We start from the raw sequence: 23984 nt of genomic DNA, 5'->3' as shown, positions 1-23984 counted from the left end.
CATGCCCCGCCTGCGACTCAAGGTCATCGACTGGCCCCACCGTGCCCTCGCCTTGACCGACACCCCCCACCCGAAGTGCCCCGGCTGCAAGGGCGCGGGCGGCAACGCCCACGTCTGCGTGGACGCCAACGGCGAGTACGACGGCACCGACTGGTACCCCTGCGACTGCTGGGACGACACCCGCCGCCTCATCCTGCTGCCCCTGCCACGCCGCACCCCGCCCGGCAGCTACAGCAGCGAACCCCCGTTCTAACCACACCAAGGGCGACCCCCCTTCCGCCAAGAACCGGGGTCGCCCTTGCTTCCCAGTCACCCTCAAGGAACTGGAGACATCCAGAATGACGCAACCGACAGCCATTCGGCGAGTACTCGCCACGACTGGCGAGCATCTGCCCACTGCTCTGCGTCTCGCGTCCGACGGCCTGCCGGTGCTGCCCCTACGCCGGGGCAAACTGCCGTTCGGGAACTGCCCGACCTGCGCGCACAACGTCTGCGGGGGCCGACCCAACATGAAAGCCCCCGGACCTTGCGCCTGCCCGCATCCGTGCCACGCGTGGGCCGCCGCGACCACCGACCCGCACGTCATCGGCTCTCCCCCGTGGGCGTCCGCGTGGCAACATGCGGCGGCCGTGGCCTACCACCCCGGCGGCGCCGACCTCACCGTGGTCGACCTGGACGACGCGACGGCCATCGAGTGGGCCCGCGCCGCGCTGCCCGCCACCCGGATCGTTGCGACGACGCGCGGGGAGCACTGGATCTACCGGGGCACCATGCCGTCCGCCAACGCGGTCCGGCCCGGCGTCGACATCAAGTCCTTTGCCGCGTACGCCCGTTGGCTCGGAGACGGCACGGGCGCCACAGTCCCCCTGCCGGACTCCGTGCGCGCCCTGGCAGTAAAGGAACCCACTGTGCCACGCAGGGCGCCACAGAGCCTCACAGTGCCTCTTAGGGGCTATGGGGGCGAGTGCCCGCACCGTGCGCCGACCTATCTGGACCGGGGCGTGTCCATGGCCGTGCAGCGGATCAGCGAGGCGCGTAGCGCGGTCCACGCGACGGTGTACCGGACGTTCCTCGCGGTGCTCTCGACGCACGGCCGGTGCGGCTGCCTCACCGACGCTCACGTCGGCAGGTTGTTCACCGCCGCGCAGGCCAAGGGCGAGTCCCCGCGGCACTGCGCGGACGCGTGGGCCAACGCCCTGACCGCGTTGGGGCTGTGACCGTGTCCGACGACGAGAAGGACCCCGCCCGCAAGGTCATCACCGACTACGCGCAGGCGCACTTCCGGTACTTCCGCACCGTGGACGGGACCGTGTACGCGCAGCGCACCGGCCACCCCGTGGCCCGCCCGATCCGCTCCCAGGGAACGACCGGCAGCCACCGGCAGGAACTCATGGTCGGCCTCTTCCGTGACGGGGTCGGCGTCTTCAACGGAACCGCCCTCAAGGAGGCGTTGGACTTGATCGAGGCACTCGCCCTCACCGAGCAGGTACAGCCCACCCACATCCGCGTCGCCCCCGGCTTCGACGGGGCCACCTGGCTCGACCTCGGACGCGACGACGGGCAGTCCGTCCGCATCCACCCCTCCGGCTGGGACATCCGCGTCCCCGACCCGCAGGAAGTGTGCTGGCGGCGCACCCAGCTCACCGGGGAACTCCCGATGCCCGCCAAGGACACCAACGGCAAGGGCATCGACCTGCTGATGCGGCTGTGCAACTTCGCCGACGCCCAGACCGAAGCCCTCGCCATCGCGTGGCTCATCGGCTGCCTGGAGCCGTCCGCACCCGTCCCCGCCCCGTTCCTCACCGGCCCGCAGGGCGCCGGCAAGTCCACCGGCGGGCGAATGCTCGTGCGGATCATCGAGGGCATGAGCGGCGACCTGCGCAGGGCGCCCAAGGACGAAGAGAACATGATCACAGCGGTCGCGGCCGGATGGATCACCGCCCTGGACAACCTCTCCCACCTGCCCCCGGACCTGTCCGACCTCATGTGCTGCATCATCACCGGAGCCGAGAGCATCAAGCGCGCGCTGTTCACCGACGGCGACGTCGTCCGCTCCCGCTACCGCCGGCCCATGCTGCTGACCGGCATCGACGTCGGCGTCATCCGCCCCGACCTCGCCGAACGACTCCTCACCCTGCGCCTGGAACGCCCCCGCGTACGGCGCACCGAAGCGGAGCTGTGGACGGAGTACGCCGAGATCCTGCCCGTCGTCCTCGGCTCCCTGCTGGACCTGACCGTCAAGGTCCGCGCCGTCCAGGCCGAGACCCCGACCGATCTGCGCATGGCCGACTTCGCCCACCTGTGCGCCCAGCTCGACACCGCTACCGGCTTCGGAACTCTGGAGGCCTACCGGGCCAGCCTGGACGACCTCAACGACGACGTGATCGAGGGCGACCTCCTGGCCCAGACCGTCCTCAAGCACGCCGCTGAACTCACCCCCGGCGAAGAGGTCCGGATGACGTCAGCGGAGTGGCTGCATGCCCTGACCGCCCTCTACAGCGGCGAGGAATGCCGCCCCCTGCCCAAGGGCTGGCCCACCACCGGAAAGGTGCTCTCCGACCGGCTCAGGCGCATCCAACCCACCCTGGCCGCCCGGGGCGTCCTCGTTGACTGGGGCCGCACCCGCGCCGCCCGCTACATCGAACTCAGCCGCCAGGCCCCGCCCCCGCCGCCCGAGCAGCAGCCCGCGTTCTGACCCGCCGCACAGGCGGACAAGCAAGAGGAGCACGCCCCCGCCGGGTGCTCCTCTTGCTGTTCGGCGGCGGCAGCCGCCCTGCACAGGTCGCGCCGCGAAGCGGCCCGTTCTTCAAGCCCTGAGCAGCACGTAAGACCTACAGACACCCCCCTTCTTTTTCCTAAGTAGGGAAGATCTGCGTCACCACGTCACCGAGAGCCTGACGGACGGCCGCTGACCTGCGGCGAAAGCGGGTGACGCAGTCGGCGAACCCTGCGTCACCCCGCGTCACTCGCGTCACTCGCGTCACCCCGTGACGAGCGCCCGTGTCATCGGTGACGCAGTGCCCGCCGCGCTGCGTCACCAGAACCCGCAGGTCAGAAGCCTGATTGACGCAGGTAACGCGGTGACGCAGAAATCCCAGCTTCGGACAGCACAGACCACCCCGCCCCAAGACCAGCCCAAGCGAGGAGTAGCACTGTGGCCCGCCCCAAGATGCTCAAGCTCCCCGAAGTCCTCGAAGAGATAGAGATGAGCCGCGCCGCGTTCTACCGCATGCGTGCCCGTGGCCAGGCACCGAAGCTCATCAAGCTCCCCAACGGGCAACTCCGTTGCCGACGCACTGACCTTGACGCGTGGTGGGCGTCCATGGAAGACACCGCCGCCGCCTAACTCCTTCCGGCACACACGAGACACGAGGGGCCCGCTCTTGCGGGCCCCTCTGGAGTTTGCATGTCACTGACCTACGACGTCCGTCTCTACTCCATCGAGATACGCAAGGATCGCCCGAAGCCTTACCGTCTCCGTTGGCTGGTCGGGGAGCGCAAGCACTCCAAGAGCTACACGCTCAAAGTGCAGGCGGAAGGGCGCCGTTCGGAACTCATGTCCGCCGTGCGGCGCGGCGACCAGTTCGACGAGGAGACGGGCCTACCCGTCTCCGAGCTGCGCGCGAAACTGGGCTCCGTCACCTGGTACGAGCACAGCCGTGCCTACGTCGATCGCAAGTGGCCCCTGGCGCCGGCGAAGTCGCGAAAAAACTACGCCGACGCGCTCGCCACCATCACCCCGGCACTCGTCAAGACGAAGGCGGGGATGCCGGCCCCGGCACTTCTGCGACGCGCCCTCTACGGGTGGGCGTACAACCGGAACCGCCGGAACGAGACCCCGCCGGACGACGTGGCCAGCGCCCTGGCATGGGTCGCCAAGCACTCCATGCCGGTGTCCGCGCTGGAAGACCCTGCAACCGTCCGCCTGGCCCTGGACGCTCTCGCCCTGCGACTGGACGGGAAGGAAGCGTCACCGCGTACCGCGAAGCGAAAGCGGGCGTGCCTGAGCGACGTTCTCGGACTCGCCGTGGAAGAGCAATACTTCGCCATGCCAGTCAACCCGCTCACGGCCGTGAAGTGGGCTGCCCCGAAATCAGTTGAGGCGGTGGACCCCGAGAGCGTCGCCAACCCTCGCCAGGTCCGCGCACTGTTGGCGGGGGTCCGCGAGCAGGGGCCGCGCGGGCGACACCTGGAAGCGTTCTTCGGGTGCCTGTACTACGCGGCCATGCGCCCGGCTGAGGCTGCCGGACTGCTCGCGAGTCAGTGTCACCTGCCGGAGACGGGGTGGGGGATGCTCACTCTGCGGCAGGGCATCGTTCGGGCAGGGCGAAGCTGGACGGACGACGGGACGGCACACGAGACCCGCCACCTGAAAGCGCGCGCCAAGAAGGACTCCCGTCCGGTGCCGATCCCGCCGCACTTCGTCCGCATGCTGCGGGAGCACATCGCCGCACACGGTACGGCGCCGGACGGCCGGCTGTTCCGGACAAGCCGCAACGGCCTACTTCAGGAGACCGGCTACGGGGAGGTGTGGGCAAAGGCTCGACAAAATGTCCTGAGCGAGGCGGAGACGTCCTCACTGCTCGCCCGCCGTCCCTACGACCTGCGGCATGCCGGTGTGTCGTTCTGGCTCAGTTCCGGCGTGGACGCCATGGAGTGCGCCCAGCGGGCCGGGCACAGCATCGCGGTCCTGCACAAGGTGTACGCCAAGGTGCTGGACGAGACCCGGGAGCGTGCCAACAGCCGGATCGATGCGGCACTTCGGGAGTGGAATGGGCCCGAGTGATCATGCTCACCCCCCGGGGGACACCTGGGGGACACGCACTGATCAACAGTGGGATCCGGGCGATACGAGGTGAGACACGTCCACGTCTCGTCCACGCTGAATCGAACAGGGCCACCCAATGAGAAACCCCCTCTGACCAGGCCAAGAACCTGTTCAGAGGGGGTCTTCCCCAATGTGGCGGCGCCAGGATTCGAACCTGGGAAGGCGAAGCCGGCAGATTTACAGTCTGCTCCCTTTGGCCGCTCGGGCACACCGCCTGGGTTTGCCACCAAGTCGAACCGCTTTCGGCGGTACTCCCTGGCAACGACGTAAACAATACCCGATCCCCGGGGGTGCTCCGCCACCCGATTGATCTGCGCTCACGGGACGCGGGGTGGCTAGGCTGGGGCGGATGCGGCCCGGTCCCCACACCAGGCGCGGTCGCCGTCACGCACCGGAACGCATCCCGTTACGCCCCCCGATACAAGGAGCCACAGGACATGGCCGACTCCAGTTTCGACATCGTCTCGAAGGTCGAGCGGCAGGAAGTCGACAACGCCCTCAACCAGGCCGCCAAGGAGGTCTCTCAGCGCTACGACTTCAAGGGCGTGGACGCCTCGATCGCCTGGTCCGGCGAGAAGATCCTGATGCAGGCGAACTCCGAGGAGCGGGTCAAGGCCATCCTCGACGTCTTCCAGTCGAAGCTGATCAAGCGCGGCATCTCGCTGAAGGCGCTCGACGCGGGTGAGCCTCAGCTCTCCGGCAAGGAGTACAAGATCTTCGCGTCCATCGAGGAGGGCATCTCCCAGGAGAACGCCAAGAAGGTCGCGAAGGTCATCCGGGACGAGGGCCCCAAGGGCGTGAAGGCCCAGGTCCAGGGCGACGAACTGCGCGTCAGCTCCAAGAGTCGCGACGACCTCCAGGCCGTGATCACGCTCCTGAAGGGCCAGGACTTCGACTTCGCCCTCCAGTTCGTGAACTACCGGTAGTCACACCGCCGGGCGAGGTACGACGAAGGGTGGGCGCCCCTGGCGCCCACCCTTCGTCTCGTCCGCGCGCTCGCCTCGTGCGCCGGCCACGGCCTGCGGTCAGTCGCGTGAATTGCCGAAGAGCAGGCGGTAGAGGATCAGCAGGACCAGCGAGCCGCCGATCGCCGCCACCCAGGTCGCGCCGTCGTAGAAGTTCTTGGTGATGGGGTGGTCCAGCCAGCGGGCCGATATCCAGCCGCCGAGGAACGCACCCACGATGCCGATGAGGGTCGTGCCGATGAAGCCGCCCGGGTCGCGTCCCGGCAGCAGGATTTTGGCGATGGCGCCGGCCAACAGTCCCAGGATGATCCAACCGATGATGCCCATGCCCTGCACCTGCCCTTCCGTGCTGTGTTCGCACTGTTCCGGCCCTGTGAATTCGTTTTCGGCCGGTCGTGACAGACAGGTTGTCCGAGTCATCCGCAGATGACCGTCGCGCATCTGTTCGCGCCCTGTCGATGACGAGGACGCCGTGACGCCATCCCGCGGTTGCGGCGATCAGTAGGGTGCGCGCATGTCCTCCCCTCCCCCCGTTCTGCGGCGCACGCTGGGTGTCCGCGACGCCGTGGTGATCGGCCTCGGCTCGATGATCGGGGCCGGCGTCTTCGCGGCCCTCGGCCCGGCGGCCCGCGCGGCCGGGACGGGGCTGCTGCCCGCACTGGCCGTCGCCGCCGTGGTCGCCTACTGCAACGCCATGTCCTCGGCCCGCCTCGCCGCCCGCTACCCGCAGTCGGGCGGGACCTACGTCTACGGACGGGAGCGGCTCGGCGCCTTCTGGGGGTATCTCGCGGGCTGGGCGTTCGTCGTGGGCAAGACGGCGTCCTGCGCCGCGATGGCCCTGACCGTGGGTGTCTACGCGTGGCCGGGGCAGGCACATGCCGTCGCGGTCGCGGCCGTGGTGGCTCTGACCGCCGTGAACTACGGCGGTGTCCAGAAGTCGGCCCGCCTGACGCGGGTGATCGTGGCGGTGGTGCTGGCCGTCCTCGCTTGCGTGGTGGTCGTGTGCCTGACGTCGGGCCGGGCGGGCGCCGGGCGGCTGGATATCGGTCTGTCGTCGGGTGCCGGCGGTGTGCTTCAGGCCGCGGGTCTGCTGTTCTTCGCGTTCGCCGGGTACGCGCGGATCTCGACCCTCGGCGAGGAGGTGCGGGACCCGGCGTGCACCATCCCGCGCGCGATTCCGGTGGCCCTGGGTATCGCCCTGGTGGTGTACGCGTGCGTGGCGGTGGCCGTGCTCTCCGTGCTCGGCGCCGACGCGCTGGGCCGATCGGGGGCGCCGCCGGCGGACGCGGTGCGGGCGGCCGGGGTGCCGGGGTTGGTGCCCGTGGTGCGGGTGGGCGCGGCGGTGGCCGCGCTCGGCTCGCTGCTGGCGCTGATCCTGGGCGTGTCACGGACCACGCTCGCCATGGCCCGGGACGGTCGTCTGCCTCCGGCGCTGGCCGCCGTGCATCCGCGTTTCGCGGTCCCGCACCGGGCGGAACTGGCCGTGGGTGCGGTGGTCGCCGTCGCGGCGGCGACCGTGGACGTGCGGGGTGCCATCGGTTTCTCCTCCTTCGGTGTGCTGGTGTACTACGCGGTGGCCAACGCCTCGGCCTGGACGCTGGATCCGGCTCCGCGTGCGCGGGTGGTTCCGGTGGTGGGCGTGCTGGGTTGCGCGGTGCTGGCCTTCGCGCTGCCGGTGGTGTCGGTGGTCACGGGGGCGGCCGTGCTGGCCGTGGGCGCGCTGGCGTACGCCGTGCGATGGCGGTCGCCTGCTCCGTAGCCGGCCGCGGCCCTCCGGAGACGGGTCCGTCAGAAGATCGGTAGGTACGAAGCCCCGCGCGGTACAGGGACCGGACGGTCAGGGGGCCTGTTGCGGGGCCGGGGCCGTGCGTATCCGGAAGTCGTCCCACGGCGCGAGATCCGTGCCCTCGTCGGTCTCCTCGTACCAGCCGGTGCCGTCCATCCAGACGCACAGCCAGTCGGTGAGGGTGGGCGCGTCCACGAACCAGGCGCCGTCGGCGGCGTCGGCGTTGGGCTCGTAGAGCAGGACCGTGGCCTGCGGGGTGCGGCAGTCCACACACGCGTACATGCCGCAGCCCCAGTGGGAGATGGGCAGGATGCCCTCCGGCCAGGGCCACTCCGGGTTCTTGCGGCCGTACTCGCGGTTGGCGAGGTACTGGGCGACGGCGGCCGGTTCGCCGGAGGGAGCGGCGTCGAGCAGGGGCAGCAGACCGTACGACGGTCCGAAGCCGCCGTCGCCGACCTGCTCGTAGAGCGCGGCCAGGAGGGGCGGCAGGGGGAAGCCCAGGGTTTCCCGGGCGCGGTCGAGGGTGGCCGCGTCGACGGGCGCGGGAAGCGAAGGCCAGCCCCACGGACGGGAGTCGCGGGCCTGTACGGCCACCCGTGTCAGCACCTGCTCGATCTCGGTCATGGCTTCATGATGCAGGCCGCCACCGACAAGCGTGGCGGCCTGTGGACAACCGTGGACCGGCCGTGGCCCTGTGGACAACTCCGGTGTGGCAGGGCCCGGATGAGGTGTGGTCAGCGGTTCGCGAACGGCTGGTCGGTGGGGACGATCTCGCGTCCCAGCGGGAGCAGGGAGACCGGGATCAGCTTGAAGTTGGCGATGCCGAACGGGATTCCGATGATCGTCAGGCACATCGCGATGCCGGTGACGATGTGGGCGAGCGCCAGCCACCAGCCCGCGAGGACCAGCCACAGGACGTTGCCGACGCAGGAGGGCGCGCCGGCGTCCTGCCGCTCGACGGTCGTGTAGCCGAAGGGCCACAGGGCGTAGACGCCGATACGGAACGCAGCGAGGCCGAAAGGTATGCCGATGATCGTGATGCAGAGGATCACGCCCGCCAGCAGGTACCCGAGGAACAGCCAGAAGCCGCTCAGGACGAGCCAAATGACGTTAAGGATGGTCTTCACTGCGGGCGACCTGCCATCTTCTCCAGTCGGGCGATCCGCTCCGCCATGGGCGGATGCGTCGAGAACATCTTGGACAGTCCCTGGCCCGGACGGAAGGGGTTCGCGATCATCATGTGGCTCGCGGTCTCGATGCGGGGCTCGGGGGGCAGCGGGAGCTGCTTGGTGCCGGCCTCCAGCTTGCGCAGGGCGCCGGCGAGGGCGAGCGGGTCACCGGTGAGCTGGGCGCCTGAGGCGTCCGCCTCGTACTCCCGGGAGCGGCTGATGGCGAGCTGGATGAGGGTCGCGGCGAGCGGGCCCAGGATCATGATGAGCAGCAGGCCGAGGAAGCCGGGGCCGTCGTCGTCGTCCGAACGGCCGACCGGGATCAGCCAGGCGAAGTTGACCAGGAACATGATCACCGAGGCGAGGGCGCCGGCGACCGACGAGATGAGGATGTCGCGGTTGTAGACGTGGCTGAGCTCGTGGCCGATCACGCCCCGCAGTTCGCGCTCGTCGAGGATGCGCAGGATGCCTTCCGTGCAGCACACGGCGGCGTTGCGCGGGTTGCGGCCGGTGGCGAAGGCGTTCGGGGCCTCCGTCGGGGAGATGTAGAGGCGGGGCATCGGCTGGCGGGCCTGGGTGGAGAGGTCGCGGACCATCCGGTAGAGGGCCGGGGCCTCGAATTCGCTCACCGGGCGGGCGCGCATCGCGCGTAGCGCCAGTTTGTCGCTGTTCCAGTACGCGTACGCGTTCGTGCCGAGGGCGACGAGGACCGCGACGATCAGACCCGTACGGCCGAAGAAGCTGCCGATGACGATGATGAGTGCCGACAGTCCTCCGAGGAGAACTGCGGTTCTGAGTCCGTTGTGCCGGCGGTGCACGGTACGCCCTCCAAGTCGTGCGGCAGGAGAACCCTTTGCTCTGCGGTGCTGCCTTCCGATCTGCCTTGCCACCGGTGTCGTGGTGTCACGTCCAGTGGACCCTTACGCACTGGTCAACGCCAGGCGACGGCCACTAGTTCCCTTGTGTCCGCTGTGCGCCGCGTGGGCCGTTCGGGTGAGAGCCGCACCGCGGCGCGCTCGGGGCCGCAGGGGCGCGGGGCGGGGCCGGACGGGCGCGCAGGGGGTCTCAGGACAGTCCGGGGGTGGTGCCGGAACCGCCCGGTGGCTGGTGTCAGAACAGTCCGGTGGCGGCGAAGCGGAGCACCAGCTGGGGTGCGCCGGAGAGGGCGACGCCGGCGGCCCCGGTGAGGGCGAGCGCGGCGGTGAGGGAGGCCGGGACGCGGTGCTCGGTGGTGTCGCCTTCGGGGGTGCGGAACAGCAGGGCCGCCCACTGGAGGTAGTAGTAGAGGGCGATCACGACGTTGACGGCCATGACGACGGCGAGCCAGCCGAGGCCGGCGTCGACGGCCGCCGAGAAGACGGTGACCTTGGCGAACAGTCCGATGATGCCGGGCGGGAGTCCGGCCAGGCACAGCAGGAAGAACGCCAGGAGGAGCGCGGTCAGCGGGTTCTTGCCGTACAGGCCGCGGTAGTCGGAGAGCCGGTTGAGTTCCTTCGTACGGCCGACCAGGGCGGCCACCGTGAAGGCGCCGAGGTTCACGGCCGCGTACATGAGGGCGTAGGCGACGGTGGAGCCGATGGCCTTGCGGGGGTCTTCGGCGTATCCGGCGGCGGCGATCGGTACGAGGAGATAGCCGGCCTGGCCCACCGACGACCAGGCGAGCAGCCGTACCGCGCTGTACGCGCGCGTGGCCTGCTGGCGCAGGGCGGCGACGTTGCCGACGGTCATGGTGAGGGCGGCCAGGGCGGCCAGGGCCGGTCCCCAGACGTCGGCGTAGGAGGGGAAGGCGACGACGGTGACCAGGATCAGGCCGGAGAAGCCGACGGCCTTGCCGACGACCGACAGGTAGGCGGCGATGGGCAGCGGGGCGCCGACGTAGGTGTCGGGGACCCAGAAGTGGAACGGGACGGCGGCGGTCTTGAAGGCGAAGCCCACGAGGGTGAGGACGACGCCGGTCTGGGCGAGGGTGTGCAGCTGGCCGTCGACGTGCTGGATGCGGTCGGCGACCTGGGTGAGGTAGAGGCTGCCGGTGGTGGCGTACACGAAGCTGATGCCCAGGAGGCTGACGGCGGTCGCGGTCACCGAGGACAGGAAGAACTTCAGGGCGGCTTCGGAGGACTTCGCGTCGCCGTGCCGGATGCCGACGAGGGCGAAGGCGGGCAGGGAGGCGACCTCCAGGGCGACGATCAGGGTGGCGAGGTCGCGGGCGGCGGGCAGCAGGGCGGCTCCGGCGGCCGAGGAGAGCAGCAGGAACCAGAACTCGCCCTGGGGGTAGCGGCGGTTGCCGTCCTTGAGGGTGGTGACGGACAGCAGGGCGGTGAGCAGGGCGCCGCCGAGCACCAGGAACTGCACGACCAGGGTGAACCGGTCGGCGGTGTAGCTGCACGCGCGCGTGGTGCCCGTCAGGCAGAAGGTGCTGCGGTCGTGGTCGAGGAGCGGCAGCAGCAGGGCGGCGGCCGCGGCGAGTCCGGCCGTCGAGATCCAGCCGAGGACGGGTTTCCTGGCTTCGGGGAGGAACAGGTCGCCGACCAGGACGGCGAGGGCGACCACCGCGGTGAGGGTGGGCGGGGCGACGGCGAGCCAGTCGACGGACTGGACGAGGTTCGCGGCCAGTGGCTGGGCCAGGGCGCTCATCGGGGGCCTCCTGCGAGGAGCTGCTGCACGGCCGGGTCGGTCAGTCCGAGCAGGGCCTTGGGCCACAGTCCGGCGACGACGGTGAGGGCGACGAGCGGGGTCCAGGCCGCGAACTCGTAGGTGCGGACGTCGGTGAGTTCCGGCATGTCCTGAGGGACGGTGCCCATGCAGACGCGGCGGACCACGGCGAGCATGTACGCGGCGGTCAGCAGGGTGCCGAAGGCGGCGATCGCCATGAAGGTGAGGAAGGCGGGCCGGCTGAGGCCTGCGGCGGGCTTGAACGCGCCGAACAGGGCGAGCATCTCGCCCCAGAACCCGGCGAGGCCGGGCAGTCCGAGCGAGGCGACGGCGGCGAAGGCGATGAGCCCGCCCAGGCGGGGTGCCTTGCCGTACAGCGCGGCGCCCGTCTCTTCGGCGAGGGTGTCGAGGTCGGTGCTGCCGGTGCGGTCCTTGAGGCCGCCGACCAGGAAGAACAGCAGGCCGGTGATGAGGCCGTGGGCGATGTTGGCGAACAGGGCGCCGTTGACGCCGGTCGGGGTCATGGTGGCGATGCCGAGCAGCACGAAGCCCATGTGGCCGACGGAGGAGTAGGCGATCAGGCGTTTGAGGTCGCCCTTGGCGCCCCGTCTGGCGAGGTTCAGGCAGGCGAGGGAGCCGTAGACGATCCCGATCACGGCGAGGGCCGCGAGGTAGGGGGCGAAGGTGCGGAATCCGTCGGGGGCGACCGGCAGCAGGATCCGGACGAATCCGTAGGTGCCCATCTTCAGCAGGACGCCGGCCAGCAGGACCGAGCCGACGGTCGGCGCGGCGGTGTGGGCGTCCGGGAGCCAGCTGTGCAGGGGCCACATCGGGGTCTTGACCGCCAGCCCGATCCCGATCGCGAGAACGGCGATGACCTGCACGGATGTGGTCAGGGACCGGCCGTTGTCAGTGGCGAGTGCCACCATGTCGAACGTGCCCGCCTTGATTCCGATCAGGAGCAGGCCGAGCAGCATGACGACGGATCCGAGCAGGGTGAAGAGGATGAACTTCCAGGCGGCCCGGGTCCGGCCGGCGCCGCCCCAGCGGGCGATGAGGAAGTACATCGGGATGAGGACCGTCTCGAACGCGAGGAAGAACAGCAGCAGGTCGAGGACGGCGAAGCTGGCGAGGGTGCCGGATTCCAGGACGAGGATCAGCGCGACGAAGGCCTTCGGGGACGGGCCTGCCGGCATGTTGAAGTACGAGTAGAGCGCGCAGAGGAAGGTCAGCAGCGCGGTCAGGACCACGAGGGGGAGGGAGATGCCGTCGATGCCGAGGTGGATGCGCACGTCGAGTGCGGGGATCCAGCTGATGTCGGTCGTGGCCTGCATCCTGGACGGATGGTCCTGGTCGAAGCCGAGCGCGAGGACGATCGCGGCGATGAGGACGGCACCGGTCACGGTCACGCCGTGGCGGAGCACGGCCTGCTCGGGTGACTTTCCCTTCAGTCCGGGCGGGGCGGGCAGCAGGGCGGCGACGGCACCGAGCAGCGGGCCGACGACGATCAATGCCAGAAGGATCTGCATCACGGACTCGTTGATATCGATCACGCCTGCTCACGCTCCCGTGGCGACGAGGAGGACGGCGACCGCCAGGACGACGGTGCCGGCGAGCAGCGCGCTCACATAGGTCTGGACGTTGCCGGTCTGGGCGCGGCGTACGGCGGCGCCGAGGAGGCGGGGTGCGGCGGCCGCGCCGCGGACGTAGGTGTCGACGACCTCGCGGTCCAGGAACTGGACGAGGCCGGCGGCGGCCAGGACCGGGCGGACGAACAGCGCGTCGTACACGGCGTCCAGGTGGAAGCCCTCGGCGGCGTGCCGGCGGAGCGGGCCGAGCAGCAGCCTGGCGGGGTCCGCCGGGTCGGGTGCGTAGGCGATGTCGCCGAAGGCGGGCGCGTGGGCGGCGATCGCCTCGGCCTCGACGAGGGCGGCGTCGGCCTCGGGGTGCGCGGCGACGGCTCCGAGCGGGGTGCTGGCGGCCTGTGTCCTGGTGTGCGTCCACGCGCCGTAGGTGAGGAGTCCGCCGACGAGCGCGAGGCCGGTGCCGAGGACCGACGTGGTGAGGGTGGGGGTGAGGTCGCGGCCGTCGAACCAGCCGGGCAGTGACCGGTAGGCGAATCCGCCGAAGGCGAGGGACGGCACGGCCAGGACCCACAGCACCACGGTCATGGACAGCGGCTGCCGGCCGTGGTCGGGGGCTTCGGTGCCGCGGCCCCGGAAGGCGAGCAGCCACAGCCGGGTGGCGTACGCGGCGGTGAGCAGGGCGGTGGCCAGGCCGGCGACGAGGACGATCCAGCCGGCGCTGCCGGGGGCGTGCGCGGTGTGGCCGGCGGCCGCGTGTTCGGCGGCGCCCAGGACGGACTCCTTGGAGAAGAAGCCGCTGAAGGGCGGGATCGCGGCCAGGGCGAGCAGTGCCACGGTCATCGTCCAGTAGGCGTCCGGGATGCGGCGGCGCAGTCCTGAGGTGCGGGACATGACGGCCAGCGAGTTGGTGCCCGCGGCGTGGATGACCACGCCGGCGGCGAGGAACAGCAGCGCCTTGAAGGCGCCGTGGGACAGCAGGTGGAAGACGGCGGCGCCGCGGTCGCCGACGGCGAGCGCGCCGGTCATGTAGCCGAGCTGGCCGATCGTCGAGTAGGCGAGGACGCGTTTGATGTCGTCCTGGGCGAGCGCGGCGAGGGCCGAGCCGACCATGGTGACGGCCCCCATGACGGCGAGGACGACCATCACGGCCGCACTGGCCTCGAAGACCGGGAGGAGACGGGCGATGAAGTAGACACCGGCGGCGACCATCGTGGCGGCGTGGATCAGCGCGGAGACGGGGGTCGGGCCGGCCATCGCGTCGGGGAGCCAGGTGTGCAGCGGGAACTGCGCCGACTTGCCCGCGACCCCGCACAGGAGCAGCAGGCCGACCAGGGTCGGGTGGTGCAGTCCGCCGCCCGCGACGGTGTCGAGGATCGTGGTGATGCGGAACGACCCGGCGTCGGTGGCGAGGGCGAACAGGCCGATGAGGAACGGCACGTCGCCGAGCTTGGTGACCAGGAAGGCCTTGACGGAGGCGGCGCGGGCCTCGGGGGTCTCCCAGTAGTGGCCGACCAGGAAGTAGGAGCAGATGCCCATGACTTCCCAGCCGACCAGCAGCACGACCAGGTCGCCGGAGTAGACGACCAGCAGCATCGCGGAGGTGAAGAGGGAGACGAGGGCGGCGTACGACGGGTAGCGCGGGTCGTCGCGCAGGTAGCCGGTCGAGTAGATCTGCACGCAGGTGGCGACGAAGGCGACCAGGACGGCGACGAGTGCGGCGAAGCCGTCGATGTACAGGGCGAGTTCGATGGGGACCGAGCCGGTCGGGGTCAGCTGGGTGTGGGCTTCGACGGCCCGGCCGCCGCTCTGGTCCACGGCGACCGCGATGGCCAGCGCGAGCGCGGCGAGCGCGGGCAGGACCGCGAGCGGGCGGACGAAGCCGGGGGCCGTGCGCCCCACGAGCAGGCCGGCCACGGCGGCGAGGAAGGGCAGGAGGGGGACGAGGGCGGCGAGGTGGATCGTGGTCACGCGGTGGCCTCCGCCTTCTCGCCGGCCGTCCCGTCCGGGGGCGGGGGCGTGCCGTGTTCGTGGCCCTCGGCGGTGTCGCGGAGCCGGTCGATGTCGGAGGTGCCGCGGTTGCGGTGGACGGCGAGGACGATCGCCAGGCCGATGCCGATCTCGGCGGCGGCGATGGCGATGGTGAACAGGGTCAGTGCCTGTCCGGAGTGCAGGGTGTCCCGGGCGGCCTTGTTCAGCCAGACGTCGAAGGCGACGAGGTTGAGGTTGACGGCGTTGAGCATCAGCTCGACCGACATCAGGACCAGGATCGCGTTGCGTCGGGCGAGGACGCCGTACAGGCCGGTGCAGAAGAGGAGCGCGGAGAGGACGGCGGGATAGGCGAGGTGCATCAGCGGGCGCCTTCCTGCTCGGTGTCCTGCGGCTCGGCGGCTTCCCGCTGTGCGCCGTGCGGCTCGGCGGCTTCCCGTTCAGGGCCCCGCCCCAGGGCGTCTCGCTCGATCGGGTGAATCCCGGAATCCGTGACGGGAGGGGAACTCTGCGTGACGGCCCGGCCGTTCACAGGGGGCGGGGCCGGGTCCGCCTTCGTCTTCCGGGACAGGACGATCGCGCCGACCAGGGCCGCGAGAAGAAGGACGGAGAGTGCCTCGAAGGGCAGCACCCAGTGCTGGAAGAGGCTCTCGCCGGTGACCTTGGTCGAACCGGCGGCGGGACCGCCCAGGTCGACCCAGGTGGTGCGGAAGGCGTCGACGACCACCCAGACCAGGGCTGCCGCGGCGGCCACCGCCACGGCCAGCGCTGTCCAGCGGTTCTCGGAGTCCGCGTCCGGGGAGCGGCCGATCGGGGCCCTGGTGAGCATCAGACCGAAGAGGAGGAGGACGACTACGGAACCGACATAGATGAGGACCTGCACCCAGGCGATGAACTCCGCGGTGAGGAGCAGGTATTCGACGGCGAGACCGCCGAGCGTGACCACCAGCCACAGGGCGGCGTGCACCAGCTGGCGGGTGGTGACGGTGACGAGGGCGGCGCCGAAGGTGACCAGGCCGACGAGGAGGAACGCGATCTCCACACCGGTCGGGGACAGGAAGCCGTGCGGCGCCTGGGCGAGAGGGCTCACGACTCCCCTTCCCGCGGTTCGTCCTGAGCGGCGGCCGCGAGCTTGTCGGCGGTCTTCCGGGCGGCGGCGATCTCCTTCGGTTCCTCCGCGCCGGGATCGAGGGCGGGCGGGGCCGGGACCGTCCACATCCACTCGCGGAGCTTGTCCCGCTCGTGGGTGAGTTCGTGGATGTCGGTCTCCGCGTACTCGAACTCCGGGGACCAGAACAGGGCGTCGAAAGGACAGACCTCGATGCAGATACCGCAGTACATGCACAGGGAGAAGTCGATGGCGAAGCGGTCCAGGACGTTGCGGCTGCGTTCGCGGCCGCCGGGGGCCGCCGCCGGGACGGTCTCCTTGTGGGAGTCGATGTAGATGCACCAGTCGGGGCACTCACGGGCGCAGAGCATGCAGACCGTGCAGTTCTCCTCGAACAGGCCGATGACACCGCGGGTACGGGGCGGGAGCTCGGGCAGGGCGTCCGGGTACTGCTCGGTGACCGTCTTCCGGGTCATCGTGCGCAGGGTGACGGCCAGGCCCTTGGCGAGGCCGCTGCCGGGAATGGGGGCCACGGTTAGGAGATCACCACCTTGACGATGCCGGTGAGGGCGATCTGGGCGAGGGAAAGGGGGACGAACAGGGTCCAGGAGAACTTCTGCAACTGGTCCTCGCGCAGCCGGGGATAGGTCACGCGGAGCCAGATCACGACGAAGGCGAGCAGCGCGGTCTTCAGGAGGGTCCACAGCCAGCCGAGGCCGTCGGCTCCCCAGGGCCCGTGCCAGCCGCCCAGGAAGAGGACGGTGGTCAGACCGCACAGGACGACGATCCCGGCGTACTCGGCGAGCAGGAACAGGGCGAACCGCAGACCGGTGTACTCGGTGTACGCGCCGAAGATGATCTCCGTGTCGGCGACGGGCATGTCGAAGGGGGGCCGCTGGAGTTCGGCGAGGCCGGCGACGAAGAAGACCAGGCCGCCGGTGATCTGCCAGGGCAGCCACCACCAGTGGAAGGCACCGACGATGCCCGGCAGGGAGACCGTGCCGGCCGCCATCGCCACGGAGGCGGCGGCGAGCAGCATGGGCAGTTCGTAGGCGAGGAGCTGAGCGGCGGTGCGCAGACCGCCGAGGAGGGAGAACTTGTTGGCGCTGGCCCAGCCGGCCATGAGCGAGCCGAGGACGCCGACGCCCATGACGGCCAGCACGAAGAACACACCGGCGTCCACCACCTGGCCCACCGCGCCTTCGCCGGGGCCGATCGGGATGGCAAGCAGCACCAGCAGGTACGGGAGGAGGGCGACTGCGGGGGCCAGTTGGAAGATGCGGCGGTCCGCGCCCGCGGGGACCACGTCCTCCTTCTGCGCGAACTTCACGCCGTCGGCGATGAGCTGGGCCCAGCCGTGGAAGCCGCCCGCGTACATCGGACCGAGACGGCCCTGCATGTGGGCCATCACCTTGTGCTCGGTCTGACCGACGATCAGAGGGAAGGTGAGGAAGACGACGAACACGAGAAGGAGTCGCAACACGACGTCCAGGGCGTCGTTCACTGCGGGCCTCCTGGGCGGTCTTCACGGGGTACGGGTCGGACGGGTCGCTCCTCGGGGGCGGTTCCTGGGCCGGGAGGAGTGTCGGGGTCGTCGGGGTCGGCGTCGGCGGGAGGCGCCTCGGAGTCGTCGGCGTCGGAGCGTGCTGACTCCCCCTCGGGCCCGGGTTCGTCGAAGGCCGGACGGGCGTGGTGCCAGGGCGCGTCGGGGCTGCGCGGCGTCGTGGGCCGGGCCGGGGTGGCAGGGTCCGACGCCGGTGCCGTGTCCTGCGCGCGCTGCGACGCGGAGCCTCCGGAAGCGGTGCGGGCCCGGCGCGGCCCGCGAGGAGCGGCAGCCGTCGGCTCCGCCGCCTCGGCGGCCTCGCCTCCCACGGCGCTCCCGCCTGCCGCGGTCCGGTCCTTCGCAGCGCTCTCCCCCGCAGCGCTCTCGCCCGCGGCGCTCTCGCCCGCGGCGGACACCGCCCGCTGCGAAGCAGACCCTTCACTCGCGCTGCGCCCCCGCCGCGGAGTGACCGCCGGAGGAGCCTGCTCCCCCGGCACCGCCCGCTGCGAGGCAGACCCCTCGCTCGCGCTCCGGCCCCGCCGCGGGGTGGCCGTGGGCTCCGTGCCGGTGGGTGTCGGTTCCGGCGTGGGTGTCGGGGTGGCCGAGGGCGTCTCGTCGGTCGTCTGGCCGGCCGAGCCCTCCGCTGCCGTGCGGGAGCGGCGTACGGGGCGGTCGCCTGCCGCGTGGGCCGGGCGGTCGCCGGCGGGGCGGCCCGCGGCGGCTCGGGCCGGGCGGGCGGGGGCAGGGGGCAGCTGGCCCTTCAGGGGGCCCCAGTCGTTGGGGTCGGGGACACCGGGAGGGAGCATCTGGCGGCGCCTGGGGCCGGCGTGGTCGGACTCGCCGGGCTCCTTCGCTCCGGGCCAGGCCTTGGCGACGCGGGCCGCCAGGACGAAGTCCTTGCGCAGCGGATGGCCCTCGAAGGTCTCGGGGAGGAGGAGGTGGTCGAGGCCAGGGTGTCCGGAGAAGCGGACGCCGAACATCTCGTGGGTCTCGCGTTCGTGCCAGCGGGCGCCCGCGTAGACGCCGACGGCCGAAGGGAGTTCGGCGGCGGAGTGCGGCACGGTGGTGCGCAGGAGCAGGCGGCGGACCGGGGCGAGGGCGACCAGGTGGGCGGAGACGCGGAACCCGGTGCCGGGTTCGTCGACCGCGCTCATCCAGTCGAAGAAGGTGCAGCCCAGGGCCGTACGCGCGGTGTCGAGGGCGGTGAGCCAGGAGGAGGGAGGGACATCGACGGTGAGGACCTCGTAGGACTCCTCGGCCGTGGCGTCGGGGCCGAAGAGTTCGGCCACGGGTGCGGGGAGCCAGCCGGCGGGGGCGGTCATCGCGGGTCCCCTTCGGCGGTGGGGGCCGGTGGCCGCACCAGACCGCTCTGCAGGGCGGCGGCGGACGGGCGCGGGGTCTCGTAGCGCTCGCCCAGGGACTCCGCGGCGATCTTCTCCTGGAGTTTGAGGATGCCCTGGAGGAGGGCCTCGGGGCGCGGCGGGCAGCCGGGGACGTAGACGTCGACCGGGATGATCTGGTCGACGCCCTTGGTGACGGAGTAGGAGTCCCAGTAGGGGCCGCCGCAGTTGCTGCACGCGCCGAAGGAGATGACGTACTTGGGCTCGGGCATCTGCTCGTACAGGCGCTTGACGGCCGGGGCCATCTTGTCGGTGACCGTGCCCGAGACCACCATCAGGTCGGCCTGGCGGGGGCCGGGCGCGAAGGGGATCACTCCGAGGCGGATGAAGTCGTGGCGGGCCATCGACGCGGCGATGAACTCGATCGCGCAGCAGGCGAGGCCGAAGTTGAAGACCCACAGCGAGTACCGGCGGCCCCAGTTCAGGACGACCTTCATCGGCTCGGGGGCGAGGCGGGCGAGCGTGCCCAGTCGTTTGGGTTCCGGGAGCAGCACGGGCTCCGACGGCGTCACGTCCATGTCAGGACGCCCTTCTTGTAGGCGTACAGCAGGCCGACGGCCAGGAAGCCGAGGAAGACGAACATCTCCACGAGCGTGGTGGCGCCGTAGCCGGGGGCGGCGAAGACCGTCGCCCAGGGGAACAGGAAGATCGAGTCGACGGCGAAGATGACGTAGAGGAAGGCGTAGACGTAGTAGCGGACCTGGGTGTGGGCCCAGCCCTCGCCGACGGGGTCGACGCCGCACTCGTAGGTCAGGAGTTTCTCGGGTGTGGGGACCACGGGGCGCAGCAGCCGGCCGGTGCCGAAGGCGACGGCCACGAAGAGCACACCGAGCAGGGTCAGCAGTCCCACGACCGAGTAGGACGCGAAGTAGTCCGAGGCGAGGACCGTGGCCGGTCCGCCGTTCGCCGTCTCCCGCATCGTCGGTCCCCTCGCTCCCTCGACTGACCGCGGGCCGGTCCCGGCTCCGCGTCGTGACCTCAGTCAACTCTTGATTCGACGATCTGTACGCACGGGAGTCTAGGCCCTGATAAAGACACGGTAAGCAGCCCGTCACGCGGTGAGAGCGGTGGGAGAGGGCGGCGGGAGCGGCCGGTGGGGTTTTCCCCAGGATGGCCCCGGCGGCGAACTCCATGGCGTTGCGCCACGGCACACGGCACGCTGGCGCATATGACCGCACCTGTTCCCCGCACCCGCAGCAGCCAGGCCGACGGCGGCGAAGAGCGCGACCGGCTGCCGCCCGTCCGCTTCGCCTACGACGGTCACACCTGGAAGGAGATCGCGCACCTCCTGCTGAATCTGCCGGCGGCGGTGTTCGGCTTCGTCTACGTCTCCGCCACGGTGTGGGTGAGCGGTGCACTGACGATCACGGTGGTGGGCATCCCGCTGCTGGCGGCCACGCTGCTGGGCGCGCGGCAGCTGGGGAAGCTGGAGCGGGCGCGGGCGAGGGCGCTGCTCGGGGTGCGGGTGGAGGAGCCGACTCCGCTGCCGTTGGGCAAGCGGGGCAGCAGGACCCAGCGGCTGTTCATGGCGCTGAAGGATCCGGTGGGCTGGCGGACGCTGCTGTACGACTTCATCCGGCTGCCCTGGGGTGTGCTCACCTTCTGCACGGTGCTGACGTCGCTGTTCGTGCTGTGGCCGGTGCTGCCGTTCATCGCGCGCGGGCTGACGAACGCGGACCGGGCGATGGTCCGCGGTCTGCTGTCGCCCTCCGACGAGCTGGAGCGGCGGATCGCCGAGCTGGAGTCGGACCGTGGGGTGGTGGTGGACACGGCCGCCGCCGATCTGCGGCGCATCGAGCGGGATCTGCACGACGGCGCCCAGGCGCGGCTCGTGAACCTCGCCATGGGGCTCGGGCTGGCCAAGGAGAAGCTTCTGGAGGATCCCGACGGGGCCGCGGCGATGGTCGAGGAGGCGCACGGCGAGGTGAAGCTGGCGCTGCAGGAACTGCGGGACCTGGCCCGGGGCATTCACCCGGCGGTGCTGACCGACCGCGGTCTGGACGCGGCGCTGTCCTCGGTGGCCACGCGGTGCACGGTGCCGGTCCAGGTGACGGCGGACCTGCCGTCCAGACCGGCGGCGGCGATCGAGGGCATCGCCTACTTCACGGTCTCCGAGCTGCTGCAGAACGTCAGCAAGCACAGCGGGGCGCGCAGTGCCTCGGTCGACGTGTGGCGCAGTGACGACCGGCTGCTGATCCAGGTGACGGACGACGGGCGGGGCGGGGCGAGTCTGGACGGCGGCACGGGGATGCGCGGGCTCGCGGACCGGCTGGGCGCGGTGGACGGCCTGTTCGTCGTCGACTCGCCGGCGGGCGGGCCCACGACGGTCACCGCCGAGCTGCCCTGGCGGGACCGGGGGTAGGGAAAACCCCCCGTTCAAGACGGAGACGGGCTCCATGGCCCGGGGAGCGGCGGCACGGGAGGGTGGAGGTACGCCAGGGACGGCCCTGGCGGACGGGCTGGGACAGACAGCACAGGACGGACGGGACGGCACCGATGGCCACGGAGTACCGGCACGGGCAGGGATACGGACAGGACCACGGGTTCGGCCACGGCCGCGACCGCGGGTTCCACGGTGAGCGACGGCATCGGGTGCCGGCGGTGCTGCGGGCGCCGTTCGAGGCGCGCAGCTGGCGTGAGTTCGCGTATGTGCTGCTGGGCTTCCCGATCGGTGTCGTGCTGTTCGTGTGGACCGTGACGATGGTGTCCCTGGGTGTCGGCCTGGTGGTGACCTTCGTCGGGATCCCGGTGCTGGCCGCGGCCCTGGCCGGCTGCCGGGGCTTCGGGGCGCTGGAGCGGGCGCGGGCGCGCGGGCTGCTGGGGCTGGAGGTGGCGGATCCGGAGCCGTTGCGGATGCGCAAGCCGGGAGTGGCGGCGTGGATCGGCGCGGTGCTCAAGAGCGGTGTCTCCTGGCGGCATCTGCTGTACGCGGTCCTGCAGTTCCCCTGGTCGGTGTTCTCCTTCGTCGTGGCGCTGAACTTCTGGACGTACGGCTGGGCCCTGCTGACGTATCCGCTGTGGTTCTGGGTGCTGCCGGTGTACGCCGGGCAGGACGGCCTCCAGCTGTACGGCGACGCGCATCACAGCGTCTACCTCGACAACCCGTTCGAGATCACGGTGACCGCGCTGGTGGGGCTGCTCTTCACGCTGGCGACGCCGTGGATCGTACGGGCGCTGACGCTGGTGGACCGGCTGATGGTGCACGGTCTACTGGGGCCCTCGAAGCTGGCGTCGCGGGTGGTGGAGCTGGAGTCCGACCGGGGGACGGTCGTCGACACGGCCGCGGCCGATCTGCGGCGGATCGAGCGGGACCTCCATGACGGGGCGCAGGCCCGGCTGGTGGCGCTGGCCATGGATCTGGGGCTGGCGAAGGAGAAGCTGCGGGAGGATCCGCAGGTGGCCGCGCGGATGGTGGACGAGGCGCACGGCGAGGTGAAGACGGCGCTGCAGGAGCTGCGGGATCTCGCCCGGGGCATCCATCCGGCGGTGCTCACCGACCGGGGTCTGGACGCGGCGCTGTCGGCGGTGGCCTCCCGGTGCACGGTGCCGGTGCGGGTGGAGGTCGATCTGGCGGAGCGGCCGGCGGCGGCGATCGAGGGCATCGCCTACTTCACGGTCTCCGAACTGCTGCAGAACATCAGCAAGCACGCGCGGGCGCGTGCGGCGACGGTGGACGTGTGGCGGAGCGAGGACCGGCTGATGCTCCAGGTCGTGGACGACGGGGTGGGGGGCGCGGACACGACGAGCGGGTCGGGTCTGGCCGGGCTGGCCGAGCGGCTGGACGCGGTCGACGGGATCCTGGTGGTGGACTCGCCGGCGGGTGGACCCACCCGGGTGACGGCGGAGCTGCCCTGGCGCCGCTGACCCCCGCGGTCGCGCGTCGCCGCGGTCGCGCGTCGCCGCGGACGTCCGTCCCGCGGATTCCCGTGTCCCGGTCTCCCGTCCCCCGGATTCCGGCCCCGGCGTCGCCTCCCCCCGACGCCGGGTCGCGCCCCTCCCGGCGCCGGCCCGGCCGAATCGACCCGCCTCCTGCCAGGACCGCCCCGCGCGCCGTCGCGAATGCTGGAATGCTGGTCTTTCGGACAGGGCAGGCATGTACGCCGTACGGGGTGTGGGGGGCCGGGAGATCGTGGAGGACAGGGTGCGGGTGGTCATCGCCGAGGATTCCGTGCTGCTCAGAGAGGGGCTGACCCGGCTGCTGACCGACCGCGGACATGACGTCGTCGCGGGTGTCGGTGACGCGGAGGCGCTGGTCAAGACCATCGCCGATCTGGACGCGCAGGGCGCGTTGCCGGACGTGGTGGTGGCGGACGTGCGGATGCCGCCGACGCACACCGACGAGGGGGTGCGGGCGGCCGTACGGCTGCGGAAGACGCATCCGCGGCTCGGCGTGCTGGTGCTGTCGCAGTACGTGGAGGAGCGCTACGCCACCGAACTGCTGGCCGGTTCCAGCAGGGGTGTGGGCTATCTGCTGAAGGACCGGGTCGCCGAGGTCCGGGAGTTCGTGGACGCGGTGGTGCGGGTCGCCGAGGGCGGTACCGCGCTCGATCCCGAGGTGGTCGCGCAGTTGCTCGGGCGCAGCCGCAAGCAGGACGTGCTGGCCGGCCTGACTCCGCGCGAGCGGGAGGTGCTGGGCCTGATGGCCGAGGGGCGGACGAACGGGGCGATCGCCCGCCAGCTGGTCGTGAGCGACGGAGCCGTCGAGAAGCACGTCAGCAACATCTTCCTCAAACTGGGACTGTCCCAGAGCGACGGTGATCACCGGCGCGTGCTGGCCGTTCTGACCTATCTGAACTCCTGACGGAGCCGGCACGTGTCGGAACCGGAAGGCGGTCAGCGGGAGAGAAAATCATGACAAGTCAGGGCGACAGGTCGTCTCGGAACGCCGTCCATCATGTGAGCCGGCACGGGAAGGCGACCCTAACCGACGTAGGGTTGATTGCGGGATGGTCGGTGGGACG

24 protein-coding genes and 1 tRNA gene are annotated in these 23984 nt (G+C 71.0%); 10 read left to right on the top strand and 15 right to left on the bottom strand.

All coding sequences use genetic code 11. The features are described 5' to 3' along the window. Position 1: 1 nt before the first annotated feature. From ACIQOE_RS14715 to ACIQOE_RS14695, 5 genes are all read left to right on the top strand, one after another. Positions 2–253: a hypothetical protein gene (locus ACIQOE_RS14715; protein WP_401411785.1), complete on the top strand. Its 252-nt coding sequence runs from the start codon at positions 2–4 to the stop codon at positions 251–253. 85 nt (positions 254–338) lie between these two features. Beyond that, positions 339–1217, top strand: a complete 879-nt coding sequence (locus ACIQOE_RS14710; protein ID WP_401411783.1) for a bifunctional DNA primase/polymerase — start codon at positions 339–341, stop codon at positions 1215–1217. A 2-nt stretch (positions 1218–1219) separates the two neighbouring features. Beyond that, a complete protein-coding gene (locus ACIQOE_RS14705; RefSeq protein ID WP_401412515.1) occupies positions 1220–2695 on the top strand; it encodes an ATP-binding protein in 1476 nt (491 codons plus the stop codon). A gap of 459 nt (positions 2696–3154) precedes the next feature. Beyond that, on the top strand, positions 3155–3346 hold the full coding sequence (locus ACIQOE_RS14700) for a helix-turn-helix transcriptional regulator (protein ID WP_401411781.1): 192 nt from the start codon (positions 3155–3157) through the stop codon (positions 3344–3346). A gap of 60 nt (positions 3347–3406) precedes the next feature. Continuing rightward, positions 3407–4786: a tyrosine-type recombinase/integrase gene (locus ACIQOE_RS14695; RefSeq protein ID WP_401411779.1), complete on the top strand. Its 1380-nt coding sequence runs from the start codon at positions 3407–3409 to the stop codon at positions 4784–4786. Between the two features lie 175 nt (positions 4787–4961). On the opposite strand, the gene ACIQOE_RS14690 is transcribed toward ACIQOE_RS14695, so the two are convergent. Continuing rightward, positions 4962–5043, bottom strand: a tRNA-Tyr gene (locus ACIQOE_RS14690). A 222-nt stretch (positions 5044–5265) separates the two neighbouring features. Here ACIQOE_RS14690 and ACIQOE_RS14685 point away from each other — a divergent pair. Then, positions 5266–5754, top strand: a complete 489-nt coding sequence (locus ACIQOE_RS14685) for a YajQ family cyclic di-GMP-binding protein (protein ID WP_351318103.1) — start codon at positions 5266–5268, stop codon at positions 5752–5754. Positions 5755–5853: 99 nt separating this feature from the next. On the opposite strand, the gene ACIQOE_RS14680 is transcribed toward ACIQOE_RS14685, so the two are convergent. Continuing rightward, positions 5854–6120 (bottom strand): GlsB/YeaQ/YmgE family stress response membrane protein, encoded by a 267-nt coding sequence (locus ACIQOE_RS14680; RefSeq protein ID WP_351318101.1) that lies wholly within the window; start codon positions 6118–6120, stop codon positions 5854–5856. A gap of 187 nt (positions 6121–6307) precedes the next feature. Here ACIQOE_RS14680 and ACIQOE_RS14675 point away from each other — a divergent pair, with 187 nt between their 5' ends. Further along, on the top strand, positions 6308–7552 hold the full coding sequence (locus ACIQOE_RS14675) for an APC family permease (RefSeq protein WP_401411776.1): 1245 nt from the start codon (positions 6308–6310) through the stop codon (positions 7550–7552). Positions 7553–7630: 78 nt separating this feature from the next. Here ACIQOE_RS14675 and ACIQOE_RS14670 read toward each other — a convergent pair whose 3' ends face one another. From ACIQOE_RS14670 to ACIQOE_RS14610, 13 genes are all read right to left on the bottom strand, one after another. Further along, positions 7631–8203 (bottom strand): SMI1/KNR4 family protein, encoded by a 573-nt coding sequence (locus tag ACIQOE_RS14670; RefSeq protein ID WP_401411774.1) that lies wholly within the window; start codon positions 8201–8203, stop codon positions 7631–7633. A gap of 110 nt (positions 8204–8313) precedes the next feature. Then, a complete protein-coding gene (locus ACIQOE_RS14665; RefSeq protein ID WP_351318095.1) occupies positions 8314–8706 on the bottom strand; it encodes a YccF domain-containing protein in 393 nt (130 codons plus the stop codon). After that, positions 8703–9566: a zinc metalloprotease HtpX gene (htpX, locus tag ACIQOE_RS14660; RefSeq protein ID WP_351318093.1), complete on the bottom strand. Its 864-nt coding sequence runs from the start codon at positions 9564–9566 to the stop codon at positions 8703–8705. The genes ACIQOE_RS14665 and htpX overlap by 4 nt, the downstream gene beginning before the upstream one ends. 292 nt (positions 9567–9858) lie before the next feature. After that, the gene (locus tag ACIQOE_RS14655) at positions 9859–11382 is read right to left on the bottom strand and encodes an NADH-quinone oxidoreductase subunit N (RefSeq protein WP_365570547.1); all 1524 of its coding nucleotides are present in this window, start codon (positions 11380–11382) and stop codon (positions 9859–9861) included. Next, positions 11379–12953, bottom strand: coding sequence for an NADH-quinone oxidoreductase subunit M (locus tag ACIQOE_RS14650; RefSeq protein ID WP_399013643.1), 1575 nt, complete (start codon positions 12951–12953; stop codon positions 11379–11381). Before ACIQOE_RS14650 ends, ACIQOE_RS14655 begins: the two co-directional genes overlap by 4 nt. 6 nt (positions 12954–12959) lie before the next feature. Continuing rightward, on the bottom strand, positions 12960–14954 hold the full coding sequence (locus ACIQOE_RS14645; RefSeq protein ID WP_401411771.1) for an NADH-quinone oxidoreductase subunit L: 1995 nt from the start codon (positions 14952–14954) through the stop codon (positions 12960–12962). Continuing rightward, positions 14951–15334 carry an NADH-quinone oxidoreductase subunit NuoK gene (nuoK, locus tag ACIQOE_RS14640; RefSeq protein ID WP_351318085.1) on the bottom strand — a complete coding sequence of 128 codons (384 nt, stop codon included), beginning with the start codon at positions 15332–15334 and terminating at the stop codon, positions 14951–14953. Before nuoK ends, ACIQOE_RS14645 begins: the two co-directional genes overlap by 4 nt. Then, positions 15334–16062: an NADH-quinone oxidoreductase subunit J gene (locus tag ACIQOE_RS14635; protein WP_401411769.1), complete on the bottom strand. Its 729-nt coding sequence runs from the start codon at positions 16060–16062 to the stop codon at positions 15334–15336. The genes nuoK and ACIQOE_RS14635 overlap by 1 nt, the downstream gene beginning before the upstream one ends. Next, positions 16059–16613 carry an NADH-quinone oxidoreductase subunit I gene (locus tag ACIQOE_RS14630; protein WP_351318081.1) on the bottom strand — a complete coding sequence of 185 codons (555 nt, stop codon included), beginning with the start codon at positions 16611–16613 and terminating at the stop codon, positions 16059–16061. The genes ACIQOE_RS14635 and ACIQOE_RS14630 overlap by 4 nt, the downstream gene beginning before the upstream one ends. A 2-nt stretch (positions 16614–16615) precedes the next feature. After that, positions 16616–17584 carry an NADH-quinone oxidoreductase subunit H gene (locus ACIQOE_RS14625; protein WP_401411766.1) on the bottom strand — a complete coding sequence of 323 codons (969 nt, stop codon included), beginning with the start codon at positions 17582–17584 and terminating at the stop codon, positions 16616–16618. Further along, positions 17581–18945, bottom strand: coding sequence for an NADH-quinone oxidoreductase subunit C (locus ACIQOE_RS14620; RefSeq protein WP_401411764.1), 1365 nt, complete (start codon positions 18943–18945; stop codon positions 17581–17583). Before ACIQOE_RS14620 ends, ACIQOE_RS14625 begins: the two co-directional genes overlap by 4 nt. After that, positions 18942–19541 carry an NADH-quinone oxidoreductase subunit B family protein gene (locus ACIQOE_RS14615; protein WP_351318075.1) on the bottom strand — a complete coding sequence of 200 codons (600 nt, stop codon included), beginning with the start codon at positions 19539–19541 and terminating at the stop codon, positions 18942–18944. The genes ACIQOE_RS14620 and ACIQOE_RS14615 overlap by 4 nt, the downstream gene beginning before the upstream one ends. Then, on the bottom strand, positions 19532–19942 hold the full coding sequence (locus tag ACIQOE_RS14610; RefSeq protein WP_351318073.1) for an NADH-quinone oxidoreductase subunit A: 411 nt from the start codon (positions 19940–19942) through the stop codon (positions 19532–19534). The genes ACIQOE_RS14615 and ACIQOE_RS14610 overlap by 10 nt, the downstream gene beginning before the upstream one ends. Positions 19943–20191: 249 nt before the next feature. On the opposite strand from ACIQOE_RS14610, the gene ACIQOE_RS14605 reads away from it, so the two are divergent. The 3 genes from ACIQOE_RS14605 to ACIQOE_RS14595 all read left to right on the top strand — a co-directional run bounded on the left by ACIQOE_RS14605 (position 20192) and on the right by ACIQOE_RS14595 (position 23824). Continuing rightward, on the top strand, positions 20192–21385 hold the full coding sequence (locus ACIQOE_RS14605) for a sensor domain-containing protein (protein WP_351318071.1): 1194 nt from the start codon (positions 20192–20194) through the stop codon (positions 21383–21385). A 134-nt stretch (positions 21386–21519) separates the two neighbouring features. Further along, on the top strand, positions 21520–22887 hold the full coding sequence (locus ACIQOE_RS14600; protein WP_399013633.1) for a sensor histidine kinase: 1368 nt from the start codon (positions 21520–21522) through the stop codon (positions 22885–22887). Positions 22888–23116: 229 nt separating this feature from the next. After that, positions 23117–23824 carry a response regulator transcription factor gene (locus tag ACIQOE_RS14595; RefSeq protein ID WP_351318067.1) on the top strand — a complete coding sequence of 236 codons (708 nt, stop codon included), beginning with the start codon at positions 23117–23119 and terminating at the stop codon, positions 23822–23824. Positions 23825–23984: the final 160 nt, after the last annotated feature.

Source organism: Streptomyces sp. NPDC091282 (assembly GCF_044757385.1).
GTDB lineage: Bacteria > Actinomycetota > Actinomycetes > Streptomycetales > Streptomycetaceae > Streptomyces > Streptomyces gramineus.
Note: the sequence above shows the minus strand (reverse complement) of the source record. Positions and strands in the feature narration are given on the sequence as shown.

Bases quoted from the DNA above. Each gene is read 5' to 3' on its own strand.
- ACIQOE_RS14695 (WP_401411779.1), top strand. From the start codon at position 3,407: ATGTCACTGACCTACGACGTCCGTCTCTACTCCATCGAGATACGCAAG.
- ACIQOE_RS14685 (WP_351318103.1), top strand. From the start codon at position 5,266: ATGGCCGACTCCAGTTTCGACATCGTCTCGAAGGTCGAGCGGCAGGAA.
- ACIQOE_RS14710 (WP_401411783.1), top strand. From the start codon at position 339: ATGACGCAACCGACAGCCATTCGGCGAGTACTCGCCACGACTGGCGAG.
- ACIQOE_RS14670 (WP_401411774.1), bottom strand. From the start codon at position 8,203: ATGACCGAGATCGAGCAGGTGCTGACACGGGTGGCCGTACAGGCCCGC.
- nuoK (WP_351318085.1), bottom strand. From the start codon at position 15,334: ATGCACCTCGCCTATCCCGCCGTCCTCTCCGCGCTCCTCTTCTGCACC.
- ACIQOE_RS14715 (WP_401411785.1), top strand. From the start codon at position 2: ATGCCCCGCCTGCGACTCAAGGTCATCGACTGGCCCCACCGTGCCCTC.
- ACIQOE_RS14680 (WP_351318101.1), bottom strand. From the start codon at position 6,120: ATGGGCATCATCGGTTGGATCATCCTGGGACTGTTGGCCGGCGCCATC.
- ACIQOE_RS14610 (WP_351318073.1), bottom strand. From the start codon at position 19,942: ATGCGGGAGACGGCGAACGGCGGACCGGCCACGGTCCTCGCCTCGGAC.
- ACIQOE_RS14615 (WP_351318075.1), bottom strand. From the start codon at position 19,541: ATGGACGTGACGCCGTCGGAGCCCGTGCTGCTCCCGGAACCCAAACGA.
- ACIQOE_RS14655 (WP_365570547.1), bottom strand. From the start codon at position 11,382: ATGAGCGCCCTGGCCCAGCCACTGGCCGCGAACCTCGTCCAGTCCGTC.
- ACIQOE_RS14595 (WP_351318067.1), top strand. From the start codon at position 23,117: ATGTACGCCGTACGGGGTGTGGGGGGCCGGGAGATCGTGGAGGACAGG.
- ACIQOE_RS14675 (WP_401411776.1), top strand. From the start codon at position 6,308: ATGTCCTCCCCTCCCCCCGTTCTGCGGCGCACGCTGGGTGTCCGCGAC.
- ACIQOE_RS14620 (WP_401411764.1), bottom strand. From the start codon at position 18,945: ATGACCGCCCCCGCCGGCTGGCTCCCCGCACCCGTGGCCGAACTCTTC.
- ACIQOE_RS14600 (WP_399013633.1), top strand. From the start codon at position 21,520: ATGGCCACGGAGTACCGGCACGGGCAGGGATACGGACAGGACCACGGG.
- ACIQOE_RS14605 (WP_351318071.1), top strand. From the start codon at position 20,192: ATGACCGCACCTGTTCCCCGCACCCGCAGCAGCCAGGCCGACGGCGGC.